This window comes from Haloarcula salina (genome assembly GCF_010119195.1).
Lineage (GTDB): Archaea > Halobacteriota > Halobacteria > Halobacteriales > Haloarculaceae > Haloarcula > Haloarcula salina.
This window is the reverse complement of record NZ_WRXL01000002.1, coordinates 518,081-537,503: the sequence shown is the minus strand read 5'-3', so window position 1 is coordinate 537,503 and position 19,423 is coordinate 518,081. Positions and strand designations below refer to the sequence as shown.

General features: G+C 66.4%; 17 protein-coding genes. 8 read left to right on the top strand and 9 right to left on the bottom strand.

The annotated features are described in order from the left end of the window. Window positions 1–9 precede the first annotated feature (9 nt). Together gatA and gatC are read right to left on the bottom strand one after the other, a co-directional pair. Window positions 10–1,287: an Asp-tRNA(Asn)/Glu-tRNA(Gln) amidotransferase subunit GatA gene (gene gatA, locus GM656_RS07785; protein ID WP_162413094.1), complete on the bottom strand. Its 1,278-nt coding sequence runs from the start codon at window positions 1,285–1,287 to the stop codon at window positions 10–12. Window position 1,288: 1 nt separating this feature from the next. Next, window positions 1,289–1,567: an Asp-tRNA(Asn)/Glu-tRNA(Gln) amidotransferase subunit GatC gene (gene gatC, locus GM656_RS07780; RefSeq protein ID WP_162413093.1), complete on the bottom strand. Its 279-nt coding sequence runs from the start codon at window positions 1,565–1,567 to the stop codon at window positions 1,289–1,291. Between the two features lie 226 nt (window positions 1,568–1,793). Here gatC and GM656_RS07775 point away from each other — a divergent pair, with 226 nt between their 5' ends. The 3 genes from GM656_RS07775 (at window position 1,794) to GM656_RS07765 (ending at window position 3,835) form a co-directional block, all read left to right on the top strand. After that, window positions 1,794–2,768: a transcription initiation factor IIB gene (locus GM656_RS07775; RefSeq protein ID WP_162413092.1), complete on the top strand. Its 975-nt coding sequence runs from the start codon at window positions 1,794–1,796 to the stop codon at window positions 2,766–2,768. Window positions 2,769–2,829: 61 nt separating this feature from the next. Further along, on the top strand, window positions 2,830–3,306 hold the full coding sequence (locus tag GM656_RS07770; protein WP_162413091.1) for an NUDIX hydrolase: 477 nt from the start codon (window positions 2,830–2,832) through the stop codon (window positions 3,304–3,306). 118 nt (window positions 3,307–3,424) lie between these two features. Next, window positions 3,425–3,835, top strand: a complete 411-nt coding sequence (locus tag GM656_RS07765; RefSeq protein ID WP_162413090.1) for a universal stress protein — start codon at window positions 3,425–3,427, stop codon at window positions 3,833–3,835. Here GM656_RS07765 and GM656_RS07760 read toward each other — a convergent pair whose 3' ends face one another. The 6 genes from GM656_RS07760 to GM656_RS07735 all read right to left on the bottom strand — a co-directional run bounded on the left by GM656_RS07760 (window position 3,836) and on the right by GM656_RS07735 (window position 8,228). Then, window positions 3,836–4,930, bottom strand: a complete 1,095-nt coding sequence (locus tag GM656_RS07760) for an asparagine synthase C-terminal domain-containing protein (protein ID WP_162413089.1) — start codon at window positions 4,928–4,930, stop codon at window positions 3,836–3,838. Beyond that, entirely contained in the window at window positions 4,930–5,616 is a 687-nt protein-coding gene (locus tag GM656_RS07755; RefSeq protein WP_162413088.1) for a PHP domain-containing protein, read from the bottom strand. The genes GM656_RS07760 and GM656_RS07755 overlap by 1 nt, the downstream gene beginning before the upstream one ends. A gap of 272 nt (window positions 5,617–5,888) precedes the next feature. After that, on the bottom strand, window positions 5,889–7,112 hold the full coding sequence (locus GM656_RS07750; RefSeq protein WP_162413087.1) for a TIGR04347 family pseudo-SAM/SPASM protein: 1,224 nt from the start codon (window positions 7,110–7,112) through the stop codon (window positions 5,889–5,891). Continuing rightward, on the bottom strand, window positions 7,109–7,423 hold the full coding sequence (locus GM656_RS07745; protein ID WP_162413086.1) for an Htur_1727 family rSAM-partnered candidate RiPP: 315 nt from the start codon (window positions 7,421–7,423) through the stop codon (window positions 7,109–7,111). The genes GM656_RS07750 and GM656_RS07745 overlap by 4 nt, the downstream gene beginning before the upstream one ends. Before the next feature lie 128 nt (window positions 7,424–7,551). Further along, window positions 7,552–7,881: a DUF7521 family protein gene (locus GM656_RS07740; protein WP_162413085.1), complete on the bottom strand. Its 330-nt coding sequence runs from the start codon at window positions 7,879–7,881 to the stop codon at window positions 7,552–7,554. Beyond that, window positions 7,881–8,228, bottom strand: a complete 348-nt coding sequence (locus GM656_RS07735; protein WP_162413084.1) for a helix-turn-helix domain-containing protein — start codon at window positions 8,226–8,228, stop codon at window positions 7,881–7,883. The genes GM656_RS07740 and GM656_RS07735 overlap by 1 nt, the downstream gene beginning before the upstream one ends. A gap of 354 nt (window positions 8,229–8,582) precedes the next feature. Between GM656_RS07735 and GM656_RS07730 the strand changes: the two genes are divergently transcribed. The 5 genes from GM656_RS07730 (at window position 8,583) to GM656_RS07710 (ending at window position 18,158) form a co-directional block, all read left to right on the top strand. Next, complete coding sequence (locus tag GM656_RS07730; RefSeq protein ID WP_162413083.1) at window positions 8,583–10,523, top strand: COG1361 S-layer family protein; 1,941 nt, start codon at window positions 8,583–8,585, stop codon at window positions 10,521–10,523. Next, on the top strand, window positions 10,523–13,000 hold the full coding sequence (locus GM656_RS07725) for an efflux RND transporter permease subunit (RefSeq protein ID WP_162413082.1): 2,478 nt from the start codon (window positions 10,523–10,525) through the stop codon (window positions 12,998–13,000). Before GM656_RS07730 ends, GM656_RS07725 begins: the two co-directional genes overlap by 1 nt. Before the next feature lie 250 nt (window positions 13,001–13,250). Next, entirely contained in the window at window positions 13,251–13,733 is a 483-nt protein-coding gene (locus tag GM656_RS07720; protein ID WP_162413081.1) for an Lrp/AsnC family transcriptional regulator, read from the top strand. A 512-nt stretch (window positions 13,734–14,245) separates the two neighbouring features. Beyond that, window positions 14,246–15,733, top strand: a complete 1,488-nt coding sequence (locus GM656_RS07715; protein ID WP_162413080.1) for a proton-conducting transporter transmembrane domain-containing protein — start codon at window positions 14,246–14,248, stop codon at window positions 15,731–15,733. Then, window positions 15,723–18,158, top strand: coding sequence for a DUF2309 domain-containing protein (locus GM656_RS07710; RefSeq protein ID WP_162413079.1), 2,436 nt, complete (start codon window positions 15,723–15,725; stop codon window positions 18,156–18,158). The genes GM656_RS07715 and GM656_RS07710 overlap by 11 nt, the downstream gene beginning before the upstream one ends. A 31-nt stretch (window positions 18,159–18,189) precedes the next feature. On the opposite strand, the gene GM656_RS07705 is transcribed toward GM656_RS07710, so the two are convergent. Further along, on the bottom strand, window positions 18,190–19,344 hold the full coding sequence (locus tag GM656_RS07705; protein WP_162413078.1) for a multicopper oxidase domain-containing protein: 1,155 nt from the start codon (window positions 19,342–19,344) through the stop codon (window positions 18,190–18,192). Window positions 19,345–19,423: the final 79 nt, after the last annotated feature.

The window sequence follows — 19,423 nt, the reverse complement described above, 5'->3', positions numbered from 1 at the left end:
CTCGCGTCCCTACGCCAGCGCGCTTCCCGCGCGGATGATCTCGCGCTCGCCGAAGGCCGGCCCGACGAGCTGGAGCCCGACGGGAAGCCCGTCGTCGGTCTCGCCGGCGGGCACCGAGATGGCCGGGAGGTTCGCGAGGTTCACGGGGGTCGTGTTGGCGTCCGCGAGGTACATCGTGAGCGGGTCGTCGAGGCTCTCGCCGCGCTTCATCGGCGGGACGGGCATCGTCGGCGACGCGAGCACGTCGGCGTCCGAAAGCGCCTCGTCGAAGTCCCGTTTGACCCACGCCCGAGCGTCCTGGGCCTTCTTGTAGTACTTGTCGTGGTAGCCGGCCGAGAGCGCGTACGTGCCGAGCAGGACGCGGCGCTTGACCTCCTCGCCGAAGCCCTCCTCGCGGGCGTTCGCGAAGGACTCGTTCCAGTTGCCGTCGTAGCCGCCGGACTTCCCGTATCGAACCCCGTCGAACCGGGCGAGGTTCGAGGACGCCTCGGACATGGCGATGACGTAGTACGCCTCGACGGCGTGCTCGACCGACGGGAGGTCGACCTCGTGGTAGCTCGCGCCCCGCGCTTCGAGGTCGTCCAGCGCCGCCCAGAACGTCTCGACGACGCTCTCGTCGGCCCCGTCGAGCAGTTCTGTCGGGACGCCGATCGAGAGTCCGTCCACGTCGCCGTCGGCGGCGTCGGCGTAGGACTCGTCGGCCTCGGGGGCCTCCTGCGTGGTCGCGTCGCGCTCGTCGGGGCCGGCGATGACCTCGAGGAGCTCGGCCGCCTCCTCGACGCTCGGCGCGATGGGACCGACCTGTTCGAGGCTGTTGGCGTAGGCGACGAGGCCGTATCGGGAGACCAGCCCGTAGGTGGGCTTGATGCCGACGACGCCGCAGAACGCGGCGGGACAGCGGATCGATCCGCCGGTGTCGGTCCCGAGCGCCATGTCGGCGTCGCCGGCGGCGACGACGGCCGCGGAGCCGCCGGAAGAACCGCCCGGCACGCGGCCCTCCGCGACGGGGTTCTCGACGGGGCCGTACGCCGAGGTCTCGGTGGTCGTCCCCATCCCGAACTCGTCCATGTTGGTCTTGCCGGGGATGGTCGCGCCGGCGGCCTTGAGGCGCTCGACGACCGTCGCGTCGTACGGCGGCACGTAGTCGTCGAGCATCGCCGACCCGCAGGTCGTCCGCACGCCCTCGGTCGAGATGTTGTCCTTGACCGCGACGGTCCGGCCGGCGAGGGGGCCGTCGGCCGCGCCCTCGATCTCCTCCTCGGTGACGTAGCCGTTGTACGCCGTCATCTCACGACACCTTCGGCCCCTTGAACTGGCCTTCTTCCGTGTCGCTGGCGTTCCGTAACGCTTCCTCCTGCGAGAGGCTCTCGCGGACCTCGTCGGGTCGCATGACGTTCGAGAGGTCGGCCTCTCGCTCGGTCTCGGGGACGTCGTCCAGCGCCTCGAAGGCGGCGAGTATCTCGCCGAACTGGTCGGTGAAGCGCTCGATCTCGTCGTCCCCGAGGTCCACACGGGCGAGATCGGCGACGTGACGGACCTCCTCGGGATCGACGGCGGGGTCGCTCATGTCCGGCCGGAGTGCTGGCGACGCGGTAAGCGTTTCGAATCCTCGGGACCGAAGCTATGGGGTGTGTTGACGAGCTATGAAGATCTGTAGGGACAGTCGGAAAGTCTCGTTTTGCTATCGGAAAGATAGACTTTCGAATTTGGCAAAAGTTTTAAGTCGGCGTGGACACAACAGTATACTACAATCACGTTTTTCGGGTACGATACCCGGCTGTCCCCCCAACAAAATGACCGATACCAGCATCCGCCGATACTCGAACGAGCGCGAAACAGAGACCGAGCAGACGGCCGACGAGGAGAGCGAGACACTCGTCTGTCCCGAGTGCGGTGGGTCGCTGCACTCCGACAGCGAGCGCGGCGAGACCGTGTGTGAGGACTGCGGCCTCGTCGTCGAGGAGGACGAGATCGACCCCGGGCCCGAGTGGCGCGCGTTCGATTCGAAGGAGAAGGACGAGAAGTCCCGCGTCGGCGCGCCGACGACGAACATGATGCACGACAAGGGCCTGTCCACCAACATCGGCTGGCAGGACAAGGACGCCTACGGCAACTCCCTGTCCTCGCGTCAGCGCGAGAAGATGCAGCGCCTGCGCACCTGGAACGAGCGGTTCCGCACGCGCGACTCCAAGGAGCGAAACCTCAAGCAGGCGCTGGGCGAGATCGACCGCATGGCGAGCGCCCTCGGCCTGCCCGAGAACGTCCGCGAGACCGCCAGCGTCATCTACCGCCGCGCGCTCGACGAGGACCTGCTTCCCGGCCGCTCGATCGAGGGCGTCTCGACCGCGTCGCTGTACGCCGCCGCGCGACAGGCCGGCACGCCCCGCTCGCTCGACGAGATCTCCGCCGTCTCGCGCGTCGAGAAGGACGAGATCGCGCGGACCTACCGCTACGTCGTCCGCGAACTGAGCCTGGAGATCCAGCCCGCCGACCCCGAGAGCTACGTGCCGCGGTTCGCGTCGGACCTCGACCTCTCCGAGGAGGTCGAACGGCGCGCCCGCCAGCTCCTCCAGAACGCCAAGGAAGAGGGCGTCCACTCCGGGAAGTCGCCGGTCGGCCTCGCCGCCGCCGCCGTCTACGCCGCCTCGCTGCTCACCAACGAGAAGGTGACCCAGAGCGAGGTCAGCGAGGTGGCCAACATCTCCGAGGTCACCATCCGCAACCGCTATCACGAACTGCTGGAAGCCGAAGACAACATCCACCCCTGAAGCGGACGCTCGTGCGACCCGTATCGTAACCTAGACGGCCGACGGCGCCCTCCGCGTCGGCATGGAGACCACCCGCCACTTCGTCGCCACAGTGTACGTCGTCAGCGACGGCGCCGTCGCCCTCCACGAACACGACAAGCTGGGTATGTGGCTGCCCGCCGGCGGCCACGTCGACCGCGACGAACTCCCCCACGCCGCCGCCCTGCGCGAGACGCGCGAGGAACTCGGTCTCGACGTGGATCTCGTCGCGCCGCGAGAGGCCATCGAGAGCGAGACCGTCCGGTCGATTCCCCAGCCCCAGCACTTCCTGCTCGAAGACATCAACGTCGACGCGAACGGCGAGGTGGGCCACCAGCACGTCGATTTCATCTTCTACGGCGAAGCGCCGAGTCGCGACATCGACCCGGAACCGGGCGAGCAGCCGGCCGCGGACTGGTCGTGGTTCACGCCCGCCGACCTCCGGGACCGTGCCGAGCAGTTCCCCGCCGACGTGGTCGAGATCGGACGACGGGCGATCGAGACCGTCAGCCGGCGGTAACGGCCGATTACCCGTCGCGTCGCGCTCGTTCGGATCGTCGGTCGGTCGCCCGTATCGCTCGGCTTTCGACCCCATATCTGCATGCTAACTATGCACATTCGTTCCGTACGCTAGCCGTATGTACGAGGTGTTACTCCCGGTCGATTCGAGCGAGGAGCGCGGCCGCGCACAGGTCGACGCCACGACGGCGCTGCCCCACGCCGAGGACTCGGTGAAAGCGACCGTCCTCCACGTCTTCGGCGACGAGGAGACGGCGGAGAAGACCTCGGTCGAGCAGACGCAGGCGGGGAAGGTCGTCGTCGAGGACCTGCGCGAGACGGGCGTCGCGATAGAGACGGAGACCCGTCACGGCGACCCGGAGGAAGTGATCGTGAAGGTCGCAGAGGAGCGGGACGTGGACATGCTCGTCCTCGGCGGCCGCAAGCGTTCGCCGCTGGGTGCCCTCGTCTTCGGGAGCGTCAGCCAGAGCGTCATCCTCGATTCGGAGCGCCCCGTGGCGGTGACCGGCAGCGGCCACGCCGCCGAGTGATCACTCGACCAGCGACTCGACGTACTGGGTGACGTGGTCGTCCATCCGGCGCTTGTAGCCGGCCTGCCGGGCGAGGCGGTCGAGTTCGCGGGCCGCCAGCGAGCCGTACTGCGCGGCCTTCTTGTCCCGGCCCCCGACGGCCTCGGGAAGCGAGTGCCGGGCGGCCGCCCGGAGCGCGACCTTCCGCGTCTCGCCGTCGACGAGCAGGTCGCCGTCCAGTCGCAGGGCGGCCGCGACGACGCGGTCGTGCAACAGCGGCGTCACCGGCTCGACGCCCGCCGCTCGCAACGCGAGCACGTCGCGCTCTAGCTGGTCCGGGAGCGTGGGGATCACCTCGCGCTGTGCGCCCCGGACCGTGTCTGCCTCGACTCGGGGGTCGTTCGGGGCCTTCGCGACCTTCGCGTAGCCGCCGAACAGCTCGTCGGCCCCTTGTCCGAGCGCGAGGCGGTCGAAGCCGTCCGCCGCCACGCGCTCGGCGGCCAGGTACAGCGGGAGCGCGATCTGCACGTCCATCGCGTTCGTCCGCCTCGTGGCGCGGGCGATTTCGGGCACCGCCCGCTCGATGGCGTCGTGAGTGAGTTCTACGACGCGCACGTCGGTCCCCAGCAGGTCCGCGGCCGACCGCGCGGCGTCCACGTCGTGGCTGTCCGGGAAGCCCGCGACGTACAGCGGAGCGTCGAGCCTGGTCGCGAGCAGCGCCGAGTCCACGCCGCCGGAGAAGGCGACGGCGAGGCCGTCGGTGTCCACGGCGTCTATGCTGGTCTCGACGGCGTCGCGGACAGCCTCGACCGCCGCCTCGCGGTCCGGGAACGGATCGGGCGACGGCAGCGTCCAGCGGCGTCTGCGCCCCGCCTCGTCGCGGACGTACCCGGCCGGGAACGACCGCGGGTCGGCCAGCGCCGTCGGGTCGCGGCTCCACTGGTCGGTGTCGAGTCGCTCGTCGTCAGAAGCGTCGCGCTCGACGAACAGCGGGTAGCGACCGAGCACGTCGCGAACGAGCGTCCCGTCGAGGTCGCCGGCGAAACCACCGGTCCCCGGGAGCGGATCACCGGTGTCCAGCGCATCGGCCACGACCGCCGGGTCGGCCCCCTGCATCACTGAAAGAAGTCGGCGATGCCGTTCTTCACGCGTCGCTTCGCCCCGCCGGCGGCCTGTCGGAAGCTGATGCGCCACGGCGTCCGCTTGCCCTCGACGGTGGTTCGACCCTCGCGGATCGCGTCGAGGATCGCCGCTGCCGAGCGCTCGTCCGTGTCGACGTTCGTGACCGCCTGACCGACCATCTCGGCGATGTGGGCGTCGCTCCCGGCTGTCATCGGCAGCCCCTCCCGGCGGGCGAAGCGCTCGGCCTGCCGGTTCGACCGCCCGGTCAGGAGCCGCGAGTTGTACACCTCGATGGCGTCGGCCGTGGCCAGTTCGGCCTTCGAGATGTGTTCTAACACGCCGTGGCGCGACTCCTGAAAGGGATGAGGGACGACGGCGAGGCCGCCCTGGTCGCGGATGCGGTCGAGCGTCTCCCCGAACGGGAGGCCCCGCGGGATCGCCTCGTCGATTCCCAGCGCGAGGACGTGTCCGGCGGCGCAGGTGACCTCCATGCCGGGGATGCCGACGAGGCCGTAGTCCGGGGCCAGTTCGACCGCCCGGAGGCTGGCGTCGATCTCGTCGTGGTCCGTCACCGCCAGCGCGTCGAGGCCGACGGCGCTGGCCTGCTCTAAGAGGAGTTCGACCGGGTCTCGGCCGTCGTGCGACAGCGACGAGTGCGTGTGGAGCTCGACCGACTGCACGGCGACGAATAGCGGGGGGCAGGGCAAAAGCGCCCCGATTCCGTCACCGCGGCTCCTCGTCACTCGAAACAGAGAACGGTTCGACCGCCTGTCCCCAGTGCGGTCGAACGCCCGAATATGCCACCTGTCTGTCCCACGAGACTGGAAGCGAGTCGTTTTCGAACGGCCGTCAGTCGACGGCCGCACGTGAACGGAGACGCCGGACGGGAATGAGCGCCAGCCCCCAGCGTGAGGGGCATTGAAGTGAGCTCAGTCCCGCGGTCGGCGACAGATCAGTCGGCCGACGTGGGCTCGTCGCCCGCGCCGAACGGCGTCGGCCCATCGATCTCGCTGTCCTCCAGGTAGCACTGCGGATCCGGGGCGAAGAGGTCGTCCTCGACGGTGAGCGCGCGCAACCGGGACGCGCCGCGACAGACCTCGGCGTAGCGGCAGTCGGCGCACTTCCCCGAGAGGTGGGCGTCGCGGTTCCGGAGCGCCCGAAGCAGCGGGTTCGACTCGTCTTCCCAGATGTCGCCGAAAGGCCGGTCGCGGACGTTGCCCAGCGAGTAGCCCTGCCAGAACTGCGTCAGGTGGACGTTGCCCTGGTAGTCCACGTCGGCGACGCGCTCACCCGTCGGGTCGCCGCCGTTGACCCGGAGGTACTCGTAGACGCGGCGGGCCTGGGCCTCTCCCACGTGCTCGCGGGCGTACTCCACGAGGTAGGCCGCGTCGGCGTAGTTCCCGACCAGCAGGGTCTCGATCTCCTCGCCCTCGTCGTGGTACTCGCGGGTCATGTCACAGACGCGCTTCACCGCGGTCCGGCGGTCCGCGGGCGTGAGGTCGGCGTCGACGATTTCGGTCCCGCGGCCGCCGTAATCCAGGTGATAGAAGCAGAAGCGGTCGACGCCCACGTCGGTCAGCAGGTCGACGACGCCCTCCAGGTCGGCCGCGTTGCGCTCGGTGATGGTGTAGCGGAGGCCGGTCTTGAGGCCCGCGTCGAGGCAGTTCTCGATGCCCCGGACCGCGCCCTCGAACGCGCCCTCCAGCCCGCGGAAGTCGTCGTTTCGCTCGGGCAGGCCGTCGACGGAGACCCCGGCGTACTTCAGCCCGGCGGCTTTCAGCGACTCGGCGCGTTCCGCGGTGATGAGCGTCCCGTTCGTCGAGAGCACGGGGCGGACGCCCACGTCGTTCGCGTAGGCGATCAGCTCTTCGAGGTCGTTGCGGACGAGCGGTTCGCCCCCGGAGAACAGCACGACCGGCGCGCCGTAGTCGGCCAGGTCGTCGAGCAGCGCCTTCCCCTCGGCCGTCGAGAGTTCGCCGTCGGCGATTTCCGTGTCGGCGGCCGCGTAGCAGTGGTCGCAGTAGAGGTTGCACTGTTTGGTGACGTTCCAGACGACCACGGGCCGTCGCTGCTTCTCGTCGCGGATCTGGCGCTTCGTCGACTCCCCCGCCGCGTCGTACCGGAGGCCGTCGCCCTCCGCGTCGAGGTCACAGAGCAGCTTCGAGACGGAGATCATCCGTCCTCACCCCGAAGCGTCTCCGACTGCATCTCCGCGACCGACATCGTCGCGTCCTCGCCCGCCGCGCCCGCGCCGAGCGTCGCCGCCTCGGCCTGATACCGGCGCGTTTCGTCGGCGGGACACAGCCACAGCGCGACGGCGGTCCGGCCGAACAGCGAGGCCGCCTGTTCGCGGGCCACGTCCGCCGAGGGCGCGCTCACGCTGCCGACGTGCGTGAGCGGGTCCGCGGTGGCTTCCCGGACGAACACCTCCCACTCGCGACTCGTCGCGCCGCGCGGGGCGTCTACTTCGTGGTCGAACTCTCCCATACGGGCTCATTAGTGGCCCCGAAAAAAACGGGTCCAGTGCGTTCTCAGTTGCTGGGAACCACGGCGAACTGAGCGGAGTGTGTCACCGAGACGTGGTTGAAGTATCGGTCAGCGAACGGCCTCACTTCTCAGGAATGGCTCCGCAGGGAGAGCGAATAGATGATGACCCCGATACCGACGATTTTGATGAGATTCCCGACTAACGGCGCGTAGAACGTATAGACGATAAGTTCGAATCCGAGGGGGATCCCGATAGACGGGACGAGGAGCGATACGAGCGGTGAGATGACGGTGATGAGTGCGAGTCCGATAGCGAGAAACAGCATCTGACGCCGGTCACTTCTACGGTATCCCTGGTACGCCTGGTAGACGAGAAACAGCCCCATCGCGGCAGCGAGTAACCCGACCAGGAGGAGAATGAGATAGTACGAGGGAATCAAAGCGGGGTTAAGTTGCATCAGAGTTCCCCCCACATGTTGGTGAAACGGTCCGCCATCTTCTCCGCTGGTCGTTCTTCGATGTCGATCGTGAGTTCATTGTTCTCCAGCTCGATTGTGAGTCGCTTGAGCCGCGCCTTGTAGACGCTGTGGTGGTGTCCCTCGTCTTCGAGTTTGGTTTGCTCTTCGAGGAGTCCGCAGTCGATGAGGCGCTCGGTGCGCCGGTAAATCGTCGGGAGCGACGCATTACACTCGTCACTGAGTTCCTTCGCGGATTTCGCAGTCGTCTCAGTCGACGTGAGGATAGCACGAGCGTATTCGTCGTCGAGGAGGGCGTAAATCTCGCTCGACTGGGTATCCTCACTCACACGTAGTCACTCTCGCAGGCACGCTTGGTATGATTGCTGATTTTCCGGCTCTGAAAAAGTGCTCACGCTATTTCCACACGCCCAGTAGCGACTTGCACAGCAGCCCTCAGTCGCGGTTCAGACACGGGCCTGATGCAGTACCGGCCGAGTGAGTTCGGATACCAGGCCCGACAGCAACGCAGTTTTTCTGGCGTGGAAAATCTGGATTCCCGTTTAATTCCTCACTCTCCATCTGTGCCCTCGTGATACGAGAACCGTTGCAGGACACGCTCTTCGGTCAACAACTACGAGTACGCTGTTTCTGCGGGCTGCGAGCCGGCTCACGGCCATCACAGTCGCACGGGGGGAGACGCAATGGAGCGTAGCAGTATCGCGAGCGTCCTCTTCGTCGCTGTCGTGGTGTCGGTTGCGAGTGGCACTGCCGTCGCCGCCGTGACCGGAAGTCCCGCCATCGAGGTTGGGCTCGCGGACAACACCGTTTCGCCGGGCGAGGAGACGACGCTCGACGTCGTGCTCTCGAACAGCGGTGAACTCGATTCCAGTTCCAGTGCGAACCCGAGTCTGAACAGCGAGGTGACCACCGCCCGTGGATTGACGGTCGACGTCAGGGCCAGCGACGCCCCGATATCGATAACGACCTCGCGGCAACTCACCGGTGATCTCGCCGCGGGCTCATCGCGGACAGTGTCGTTCGACATCAGCGTCGACGACGACGCCAAGTCCGGCTCCTACCGCGTCCCCGTCAGGCTGACGTACGACTACTACAGCTACATCTCCGAAGGGACGAGCGCTCGTGACTCCGAGAGCGGATCCCAAACGAAGTACGTCACCGTCCGAGTGAGCGATGACGCGACCTTCGACGTGGTCGACGTCGACTCCAGCGCGCGGGTCGGCTCGACGGGCGGCGTCGAACTCACCGTCCAGAACACCGGAGAATCCGCCGCCAGCGACGCCGCGGTGACGCTACTGAGCCAGAACAGCGAATTCACCGTCGGCGACGGCGAGCAGAGTTCCCGGTTCGTCGAATCGTGGGCGGTCGGCGAAAACCGCACCTTCCAGTACCGCATCGGCGCGAGCAGCGACGCCGAGCCCGAACCGTACAACTTCGAGCTCTCGGTGGCCTTCGACGACACCGACGGCGTCCGAACGGAGTCGGTCGGAAGCACGGTCGGTATCGCCCCCGCACCCGAACAGTCGTTCGCGGTCGTCAACACCTCCAGCGCGGTGGCCGTCGGCAACACCGGGGAGTACGAACTGACGCTTCGCAACGACGGGCCGGCCACCGTCGACGACGCGACGGTGACGGTCACCGCACAGAGCAGCGACATCACCTTCGGCGAAGCCAGTTCCACCTCGCAGTTCGTCGGGGAGTGGAGTCCCGGCGAGGCTCGAACCGTGACCGTCGACGCGACGGCGAGTTCGAACGCCGAGGCCCGCTCGTACGCGCTGTCGGCGTCGGTCCAGTACGACGACCCCGAGGGCGACGCGGGCACCGACGACACCCTCTCGCTGGGCATAGAGACCGAGCCGAAACAGGAGTTCTCGCTGTCGGACGTTTCCGGGACCCTGCAGGCAGGCGCGGACGGCACGCTCGAAGCCACCCTGGTCAACGACGGCCCCCGGACCGTCGAGAACGCCGTCGTCAACTGGGAGAGCGACCACGCCAGTCTCTCCCCGCAGGGAACGCAGTACGCCGTCGGCACCCTCAAACCCGGTGAATCGACGACCGTGGATTTCGGCGTCGACGCCTCTGATAGTGCCCGCCAGGGGGCGCGTCAGTTCGACTTTACCGTCAGCTACGCCGACGACAACGGCGACCAGCAGACGAGCGACACGCTGTCGGTCCAGTCCACCGTCGCCGAAAGCGAGGACGAGTTCGACCTCGCGGTGGAGGAACGAACGATTACCGTAGGGGGCTCACGGGTCGTCTCGGTCGAAGTGACGAACGACCTCGACGAGACGGTCACCGACATCGAGGCGCGGCTGTTCGCCGACGACCCGCTCAGCACCAGTGGACCGGACACCAGCTACATCGAGTCCCTAGAGCCCGGCGAGTCCAAGACGCTGGCGTTCGAAGTGTCGGCGGCGTCCGCCGCGGCAGCGGGAAGCTCGTATCCGATCTCGTTCGACTTCAGGTATACGGATACTGAGGGCAATACCCACCTATCGGATACGTTCAGGAAGCCACTCGATGCGACTCCCCAGAGCGGCGGGATGTCGCCGATCGCACTCATCCTCGGGCTGGGAGTAATTGTCGTCGGTGGTGTCGCAGTCGTCTACTGGAGGCGTAACTGATGTCACTGGCGGACGGGGTCGAAACGGCGACCGAACTCCTCAACACGACAATCGTGGATCGACCGCGAGCGGTTATCGTCGTATTTCTGCTTGTTACGGCCGTTTTCGTCGGCGGACTGGGGTCTGTACAAGTGAGCGCCGGCGGACTCGACGCGTTCACGGACGGGCTACCGGAACAGGAGGCCGAAGACGAAGTCACCCAAAACTTCGAGGGCCCGTTTCAGGCGGATACGCAGGACACGACACAACTCATTCGGACGGACGGCAACGTTCTGACCAAAGAAGCACTCGTCCGTGACGCGCGCCTTCTCGAACGCGTTGCGGACCGTGATGACCTGCGGATGGACTCTGCCAGTGGTCCGGCACCGATTATTGCCCAGCAGCTAAACCCGTCAGCGACAACGCCAGAAGACTATCGGCGAACGCTCGAACGCGCGCCCCGGTCCGCAATCAGACAGGCTGTTCGAGCGCTCGAGGATGAACCTCGGCTTACCGGGTCGCTATCGAACGATTTCAATCCCACTAGCGTCTCGGCGTCTGCATCAATCACGACGGTCTCTCACGATTTCCCCGCGAGTTTCGACGATCTGACCGCTGTCCAGACAGACATCCAGGCGGTTGCCGACGATACGCCCGGCGACGTTCGTGCGTTCGGATCGGGGACCACCGAAGCAGAGATACGGCAGTCTATGACGGATTCGCTTGGGATTGTGATGCCAGTGGTGATACTGTTGTTACTGTTCTTCCTGGTTGTCGCATATCGTGATCCAATCGACGTACTGCTGGGACTGATTTCGCTCGTGATGACGATCATCTGGACGTTCGGCTTCCTCGGGTACGCCCGGATTCCATTTAGCCAACAGATGATCTCGGTCCCGGTGTTACTGCTTGCTGTTGGCGTCGATTTCGGCATCCACATCATCAATCGCTATCGAGAAGAGACAGAGCGCGGATTCACAGCGGTCGAAGCGATGCGAGAAGCGAACAGCCAACTCATAATCGCGTTCGTCATCGTGACCGTGACCGCAGTGTTCGGATTCGGTGCGAACGTCATCTCTACCCTCGAGCCGATTCGGAACTTAGGCATCGCGTCAGCAGTTGGTATTCTGTTCACCTTCCTCCTCTTCGGGCTGTTCTTACCCTCTGCCAAGTTGGTGAGCGACGACCTACGCACGCGCCTCGGCGTTCCGGAGTTCAACGCCACCCCGATTGCGTCGGAGGAATCGGCCCTGGGGCGAGTGCTAGCGTTTCCGGCACAGGTGAGCCAGTACGCTCCAACGGTGATCGTCTTGGGATTACTCCTGTCTGGTGGCGTCATGGGTGCGTACGGGTCGGGCGTCGGCACCTCCTTCGAGAACGAGGACTTCCTTCCGCCCGAAGAGATTCCAGCCTACCTCACAGAGTTGCCCGAACCGTTCACTCCGAGCGAGTACACCGTCACGTCGACGATCAACTTGCTCGACGATAAATTTGGGAGCAGTCAGGGGAGTACCGTGACAGTATACGTCGAAGGGAACCCCAAGCAAGATCACGCGCTCGAAGCCCTCGCCGCTCCCAACGACAACCCGCCAGAGTCACTTGCAGTTGGCCCCGGTGGGCAGGCAGAGGCACAGAGCATCATCACCGTCATCAAATCTCACGCGAACCAAAACGAAGAATTCGCCGACTTAGTCGCCAGAAACGATCAGAACGACGACGGAATCCCCGACCAGAATCTCGAACGAATTTACGACGAACTGTTCGCGTCTTCGGCGAGTGAACGGGCCGGACAATACCTAACTGAGGATTACCGGTCCACGAAGGTCGAATATCGGACTGACCCAGATGCCACACAGACGGAAGTGACCGCTGGAGGGTCCGAATTAGCGGACAGGCTCCGATTCGACGCGACGGCCACGGGAAGCGTCGTCGTCCTCGCCGCGGTGATGGACCGTATCTTCCAGTCGGCGATTCAGGGACTCGTCATGGCAGTCGCACTGACTGCTGTATTCCTCGTGATTATCTACGGCGTCTTGGAACGCAAGCCGCTGCTCGGTGTGGTCAATATCTTCCCGATACTGGTTGCGATCGCGTTCTTGCTCGGGACGATGCGATACCTGAACATCACGCTAAATGCGCTGACAGCGACGATTCTCTCTATCTCGGTCGGGGTCGGAATCGCCTATTCGGTGCATACCACTCATCGGTTCATCGATGAATTCGATGCGACGACAGATGCCCACGAAGCAATGGTGGTAACGCTGACAGGGACCGGTGGCGCTCTGTTCGGAAGCATGCTGACGACCGCGTTGGGGACTGGCGCGCTCGCGCTAGCCATTACCCCGATTCTCGGCAACTTCGGGGTCTTGATTGGCCTGAGTGTCACCTATTCGTTCCTCGCGGCGGTGATCGCACTCCCACCCGCAGTGCTGCTCTGGGAACGAATGCATCAGTGGGACCTCGATATCGTGGCGCGTCTCCGTCCGGCAATACAATAGGACATCGGTGGGCTTTCGACTCGGACCATCTTCGTCGACAACCCGCACCGCCTCCAACGACACCAGACTGGTCTGTGACCTTCTACTCAGTCGGTTTTGATTTGCCGAACCCGTGTGTGCCGACGAGCCGAACATTCGATATAGCGCCCTTCGGTTTATGGCGAAAATCGGCGTCGATAGCACCCAAATCATGCCGACTGGGTCGGGCGACGAGGTAAGGACCTTTACCGACGGCGGGATACCACCTAGCATGGCCGAGGAAGCTATCGACGACGTGGACAAGGCGATCCTGTACGCCCTGCAGGAAGACGCTCGAAACATGTCGTCGGGCGACATCGCGGAGCGGACCGACACGTCAGACAGCACCGTACGCAAGCGCATCCAGCGCCTGGAGTCCGACGAGGTCATCAAGGGATACAGCGCCGAGGTCGACTATCAGCAGTCGGGCTACCCGCTCCGGATGTTGCTGTTCTGCACCGCGTCGATTCCCGAACGCGGGAAGATCGTCTCAGAGATACTGGCCATCGACGGCGTCGTCTCGGTACAGGAACTGGTGACGGGCGAACAGAATCTGCTCGTGACGGCCGTCGGTGAGACCGACGACGACATCACGCCGGTCGCACAGGAACTCCTCGAGATGGGGCTGGAAGTGGCCGACGAGGTCCTCGTCAGGAGCCACGAGACGACGCCCTTCGACGGATTCGACGGCAACCACACCGACGACGGGGCGTAGCGCTCCTGCGCACCCCGCGCGTGACCGACGAGGGGTGGCCGATCCAGGAATCGAGATCGCGACTCCGTGGGATCGGTCGTGCCTCAGGACCGGCGACCGACTCGTTCGCGTTCGGGTGACCCCATCGGCCCGCACTCGCGTTATTTTCTCCAGTCCCGTACCGAAATCGGCGACGAAACGACCCGGAGTACGACAGCTATAGTAGCCATTGAAAGTCAGTGCACACCCGATCGCACGACGGCAGTGTTATCGGTGTGTATATCGTTTCAATTGTTACTATAGACGGGCGCTTCTGGCCCGAACGAGGCCGATTTCTCGATCGGATCGTCGTCTCGATGGACCGTGTCAACAATAACCATAATGTTCTATAATTGGCGTCTTTTGGAACAAATTGGTAATTTAGACAGATTTAATAACCACTCTGTTCGTTATGGTGAGTGAAGACGACCGAAACCGGCTCCGGCCCGTCCGTGCGGGCCGGTCGCCGGTGATCGGTTGCAGAATGACCAACGATGACCGGACAAGAGCAGTCGACGACGGTGGGAGCGCTTCCGGAGCAGACGAACGAGGAATCGAGCGTGCCGAAAGCGCTGACACGACTCGTGTGGCTCCTGTGGGCCGCGAGCCTCGGGACGCTGGTCCTGCGAGGCCTGGGCAGCGGTCCCTGGGGCGTCGCCGACGTGGTACTGGTCGACGGACTGACGGCCGTGATGTGGGTCGCCGTCACCTTCTTCAGCGGCGTCGTCCACAGCTACTCGCGGCGCTACATGGCCGGGAGCCGGACGATGGATCGGTTCTTCGGCCGCGTGTTCGCGTTCACGCTCGCCGTGATGGTGCTGGTCGCGGCCGACCACCTCGCGCTCTTCGCGGCCGCCTGGCTCGCGATGGGGCTCGTGATGGCCGAACTGATCGGCCACGTCGACGGCTGGCCCCAGGCGCAGGCGGCGGGCTCGCTCGCCCGCCGGTACTTCCTCCTGAGCAGCGCGCTGCTGTCGGTCGGACTGGCGACGCTGTGGTGGACCACCGGCGCGACGACGGTCAGCGGCCTCGCGACCGCCATCGGAACGGTGTCCCCTTCGGTGGCGCTGGTCGCCGCGGGGGCGCTGTTGCTGGCCGCGATGGTCCAGTCGGCGCTGGTCCCCTTTCACACGTGGCTGCTCTCCTCGATGACGGCGCCCACGCCGGCCTCGGCGCTCATGCACGCGGGCTTCGTCAACGCCGGCGGCATCCTCCTGACGCGGTTCGCACCGGTCGTCACCGTCGAGTCGGAGTTCCTGCTGCTGGTCCTGGTCGTGGGCGCGGCCAGCGCGCTGACCGGGAAGCTCCTGAAGACCGTCCAGACCGACGTCAAGCGCAAGCTCGGGTGCTCGACGGTCGGCCAGATGGGGTTCATGATCATGCAGGCCGGCCTCGGGTTCTTCGGGGCCGCGGTCACCCACCTCATCCTGCACGGCTGCTACAAGGCGTACCAGTTCCTCTCGACCGGGGACCGTGTGGAACAGCGCGCGCCGACGGACGAGGGAGCGAGACGCTCGACGGGCGTCGTCGAAGTCGCCGTGACCGCCGTGACCGCCGTCTCGGGCGGTGCGGTGTTCGCCCTCCTCACCGGCAAGGGGACGGCGCTCGACGGCGGCCTCCTGCTCGCCGGCCTCGTCACGCTGACGACGCTGCACGCCGCACGCGAGACGGTTTCCCGCACCGCACTCCCGGCGACGGTCCGCTACGGGGCCGTCCCGCTGGTCTTCCTGCCGGCGATCGCGGCGTACGCGGTCGTCTACCGCGTCATCAGCGGCCTCCTGTACGGGCTCCCGGCCGTCGGGACCCACGCGGAACTGACCCCCGTTCACGGTCTCGTCGCCGCGGCGTTCCTCCTCGCGTACGTCGCCATCGAGACCGGCGTCTACCGGCACAGCCAGCGCCTGTACGTGGCGCTCCTGAACGCGACCCAACCCCCATCAGAGACCCTGCTGACCTCCACGGAGGACTACAATGAGTACTGAATCAGGTATCGAGGAGCGCATCGAATCGGCGGCTGAAGCGGTCGGCTCCGCCTGGCCGCTGCACTCGTTCGTAACGTCGAACCCGCTCGCCGGGTTCGAAGACCGCCCGTTCCACGAGGCGGTCGCGGAGGCGGAACGGCTGCTCGGCGGCGACGGGTATCCGAGCGCCGACGTCTTCCGCCGCGCCTGGGAGGCCGGCCGGATCGACGACGACGTGCTCGCGACGCACCTGGCCGACCACGGGTTCGACGTGGAACCCGAGACGGCCCTCGATCGCATGGCCGAGCCGACGACGGGTGCTTCGGCGGACGCCGAGACGACGGCGACGGACCGCGTGGACGCCGTCGTGACGAAGTGGCTCGCCGCCTTCCTCGATCAGGGGACGGCCGAGTGGCCCATGCCGAACCGCGACGAGGGGTTCTACGAGGCGTTCCGCACCGTCGCGCCCCACGACGGCGACATCCCGGACGGCGAGGCGGTCGCCTCGCTCCCCGAGCGCCCGGCCGACGCCATCCGCAAGTGTCTCGACGACTACCCCGCCGAGCGGTGGACGGACATCTTCGAGTTCCACTTCGCGGCGCTCCCGGGCTGGACCGGCTACCTCAAACAGCGCGCCGACGGCGGCGACGACTGGCAGTCGACGTACCCGATCTCCCTGTCGGGCTACCTGGCGGTGCGACTCGCGCTCGCCGACGTGTTCGACGCCCCCGTCACGCCCCCGGAGACAGCCGGGGAGCCGACCGCGGCGGACTGGAACGACGAGGTCCCGCTCCCAGAAGTCTGGCTGTCCGCCTGGGAAGCGACCTACCGCGAGGACCTGGTGGAGTCGCTCACCGACGCCAGCCGCTCCTTGGAAGAAGCCGAGGACGAGACCCGCCCCGACGCCCAGCTCGTCTTCTGCATCGACACGCGCTCGGAGGTCATCCGCCGCCACGTCGAGGCAGCCGGGAACTACGAGACCTACGGCTACGCCGGGTTCTTCGGCGTGCCGATGCGCTACGAGGGCTACGAGTCCGAGGTGGCCGTCGACGCGTGCCCGCCCATCGTCGACCCGCAACACCGCGTCGCGGCCCGTCCGGACGCGGACGCTGACGAGGACCCGACCGCCTACGACCGCTGGAACCGGGTGCTCGAAGCCGGGCGGTCGGCGGTCGAGAGCCTCGAATCGAACGCCGCGACCGCGTTCAGCTTCGTCGAGAGCACCGGCGTCGGCTACGGGGCCGCGCTAGCCGGCCGGACGCTGCTCCCCGCTCGCGTATACGACGCCGTCGAGGCGGCCGACGAGCGCACCCCCTCCGAACACGAGGTCTGCGAGCCCGAGGTCGACTACAACCCTGACGGCGTCCACGAGCTTCGCGCGGGCCTCACGCTCGAAGAGAAGGTGGAGTACGCGGCGACGGCCGTCGAACTGCTCGGCATCGAACAGTTCGGCCGCGTCGTCGCCTTCACCGGCCACGCCAGCCAGACCACGAACAATCCGTTCGATTCGAGCCTCGACTGCGGCGCCTGCGCCGGGAACCCCGGCGGCCCGAGCGCTCGCGTCCTCGCGGCCATCTGTAACGACGAAGCGGTCAGAGCGGAGCTCCGCGACCGCGGGATCGATGTACCCGAGGACACCGTGTTCGTCGCCGGCGAGCACAACACGACGACCGACGAGGTGGAACTGTTCGACCAGAATGTCCCCGAGAGTCACGAGGCGGACATCGAACAGCTCCGCAGCGATCTCGCCACCGCGCGTGCCGGGGCGGCCGCCGAACGGACGGCCGACGGCCCGGCGGACGCCGAGTCGGCGCTCCGCGAGACCGAGCGCCGCGCCGCCGACTGGGCGGAGACGCGCCCCGAGTGGGGACTGGCCGGGAACGCCGGGTTCGTCGTCGGCCCGCGCGAACTGACCGAAGGACTCGATCTCGACGGCCGGTCGTTCCTGCACACCTACGACTGGCGGACCGACTCCGAGGACGGCGACGCGCTCGAGGCCGTCATGACCGGTCCGCTCGTCGTCACCCAGTGGATCAACGCCCAGTATTACTTCGCGACGGTCGACACCGCGGTCTTCGGGAGCGGGTCGAAAGTGACGCACAACCCCGTCGGCAACGTCGGCGTGTACCAGGGCAACGGCGGCGACCTGATGACCGGGCTGCCGACGCAGTCGCTCAAGGCGACGGACGACGACCCGTACCACCAGCCGCTCCGCCTCTCGACCGTGATTCACGCGCCGGTCGAGCGCGTGACCGGTATCCTGGCCGACCACGAGGAGCTGACGGAACTGCTGGACAACGGCTGGCTGTCGCTGACGGTCGTCGACCCTGAGCAGGACCACCGCGCGTTCCGCTACGAGTCCGACCTCAGCTGGACGCCCGTCTCGGAACCCGAGGGCGCGAAGCCGTCGGAACCCGAAATCAAAGCGGCCGTCGCAGACGACTGAGCCGGGAGCCGTCGGTTCGATCGACTCGCTCTCAGCCCTCGTAGCCCGCGTACTCCATCAGCTGCTCGAAGATGTCGGTGTCCATCGCCTCCTTGTAGACGACGGCCGACACCATCCCGCCGGGGTAGGCGCTCCCGTTCATCACGTGGTTGACCTTGTGGCAGTGCATCAGATAGATACCTGGGTCGGCGTCGGCCTCGAACTCGAGCGTGTGCCGGCCCGCGGGCGGGACGCTGGTCACGTCCTGGTCGTGCCGGGCGGCCTCGGGGATGACGCCGCCGTCCTTCGCGACGACCTGGAAGCGGTGGTTGTGGATGTGCATCGGATGGTCCATGTAGCCGCCGTTGACCAGGTGGACGCGGACCGTGTCGCCCCGCTCGACGATGATGGGCGAACCGTCCTCGGGGTGGAGCGTGCGGGGCGCGGACTTGCCGTTGATAGTGAACGTGTCGGGATTGCGGTTGCGGGGGTCGTAGCTCGCGTCCATGCCCGCCATCTGGCGGTTCAGCCGGGAGTCCCACTCCTTCAGCGTCACGAAGTACTCCTTGTCGGCCGGCTCGTACCCCTTCGGATCGACGCGGAAGATGCCGTACATCCCCATGTCGAGGTGCCGGGGCGTCTGGTAGTGGCAGTGATAGAGGTGCGTGCCGGGGACGTTCGCCGGAATGGTGTACGTGTGCTTCTCGCCGGGGTCGACGCGGATGCCGGTGGTCGTGGGGACGCCGTCGTCCTCCCACTTCTTCTGGACGGCGTGGAAGTGCAGCGTGTGCGGGCGCATGCCGCCCGTGTTGTCCAGCGTGACCTCCATGTCTTCGCCCTCCGTCGTGCGGAGGATCGGACCGGGGACGCTCGGGTCGCCGTCGTCGGCCTTGAACGCCCATACCTGCGGGAGTTCCACGGGACCTCCCATCGACTCGCCGGGATGAGCGTCGTGACGGGCGGGGAGAGAGGAGATGGTGACTTCGCCGCCCTGCTCGTCGACGTCGACGACCTCCGGCGGGGACGTGGTCGGGAGGTCGCTGCTCTGGGCGGGCGTCGTGTCGGTGTTGCCCATCTGCTGCTCGGTCGAGGCGTCTCCGGGGGCGGTACAGCCCGCGAGCGCGAGCGTGCCGCCGAGGCCCGATGCCTTCACGAAGTCGCGACGAGAGATACCGGAGCCGGGTGCGCCGATCAGGGAATCGTCCATGTGCAAGTGGACCTAATGACCCGCAGTATAAACCCCCCGGAGGGGGTTCCCATGACTGCAGAACCGTTCTCACCGGCTG

Coding starts and splice junctions, on each gene's coding strand:
- gatA (WP_162413094.1), bottom strand. CDS start 1,287: ATGACGGCGTACAACGGCTACGTCACCGAGGAGGAGATCGAGGGCGCG.
- gatC (WP_162413093.1), bottom strand. CDS start 1,567: ATGAGCGACCCCGCCGTCGATCCCGAGGAGGTCCGTCACGTCGCCGAT.
- GM656_RS07775 (WP_162413092.1), top strand. CDS start 1,794: ATGACCGATACCAGCATCCGCCGATACTCGAACGAGCGCGAAACAGAG.
- GM656_RS07770 (WP_162413091.1), top strand. CDS start 2,830: ATGGAGACCACCCGCCACTTCGTCGCCACAGTGTACGTCGTCAGCGAC.
- GM656_RS07765 (WP_162413090.1), top strand. CDS start 3,425: ATGTACGAGGTGTTACTCCCGGTCGATTCGAGCGAGGAGCGCGGCCGC.
- GM656_RS07760 (WP_162413089.1), bottom strand. CDS start 4,930: ATGCAGGGGGCCGACCCGGCGGTCGTGGCCGATGCGCTGGACACCGGT.
- GM656_RS07750 (WP_162413087.1), bottom strand. CDS start 7,112: ATGATCTCCGTCTCGAAGCTGCTCTGTGACCTCGACGCGGAGGGCGAC.
- GM656_RS07745 (WP_162413086.1), bottom strand. CDS start 7,423: ATGGGAGAGTTCGACCACGAAGTAGACGCCCCGCGCGGCGCGACGAGT.
- GM656_RS07740 (WP_162413085.1), bottom strand. CDS start 7,881: ATGCAACTTAACCCCGCTTTGATTCCCTCGTACTATCTCATTCTCCTC.
- GM656_RS07730 (WP_162413083.1), top strand. CDS start 8,583: ATGGAGCGTAGCAGTATCGCGAGCGTCCTCTTCGTCGCTGTCGTGGTG.
- GM656_RS07725 (WP_162413082.1), top strand. CDS start 10,523: ATGTCACTGGCGGACGGGGTCGAAACGGCGACCGAACTCCTCAACACG.
- GM656_RS07720 (WP_162413081.1), top strand. CDS start 13,251: ATGGCCGAGGAAGCTATCGACGACGTGGACAAGGCGATCCTGTACGCC.
- GM656_RS07715 (WP_162413080.1), top strand. CDS start 14,246: ATGACCGGACAAGAGCAGTCGACGACGGTGGGAGCGCTTCCGGAGCAG.
- GM656_RS07710 (WP_162413079.1), top strand. CDS start 15,723: ATGAGTACTGAATCAGGTATCGAGGAGCGCATCGAATCGGCGGCTGAA.
- GM656_RS07705 (WP_162413078.1), bottom strand. CDS start 19,344: ATGGACGATTCCCTGATCGGCGCACCCGGCTCCGGTATCTCTCGTCGC.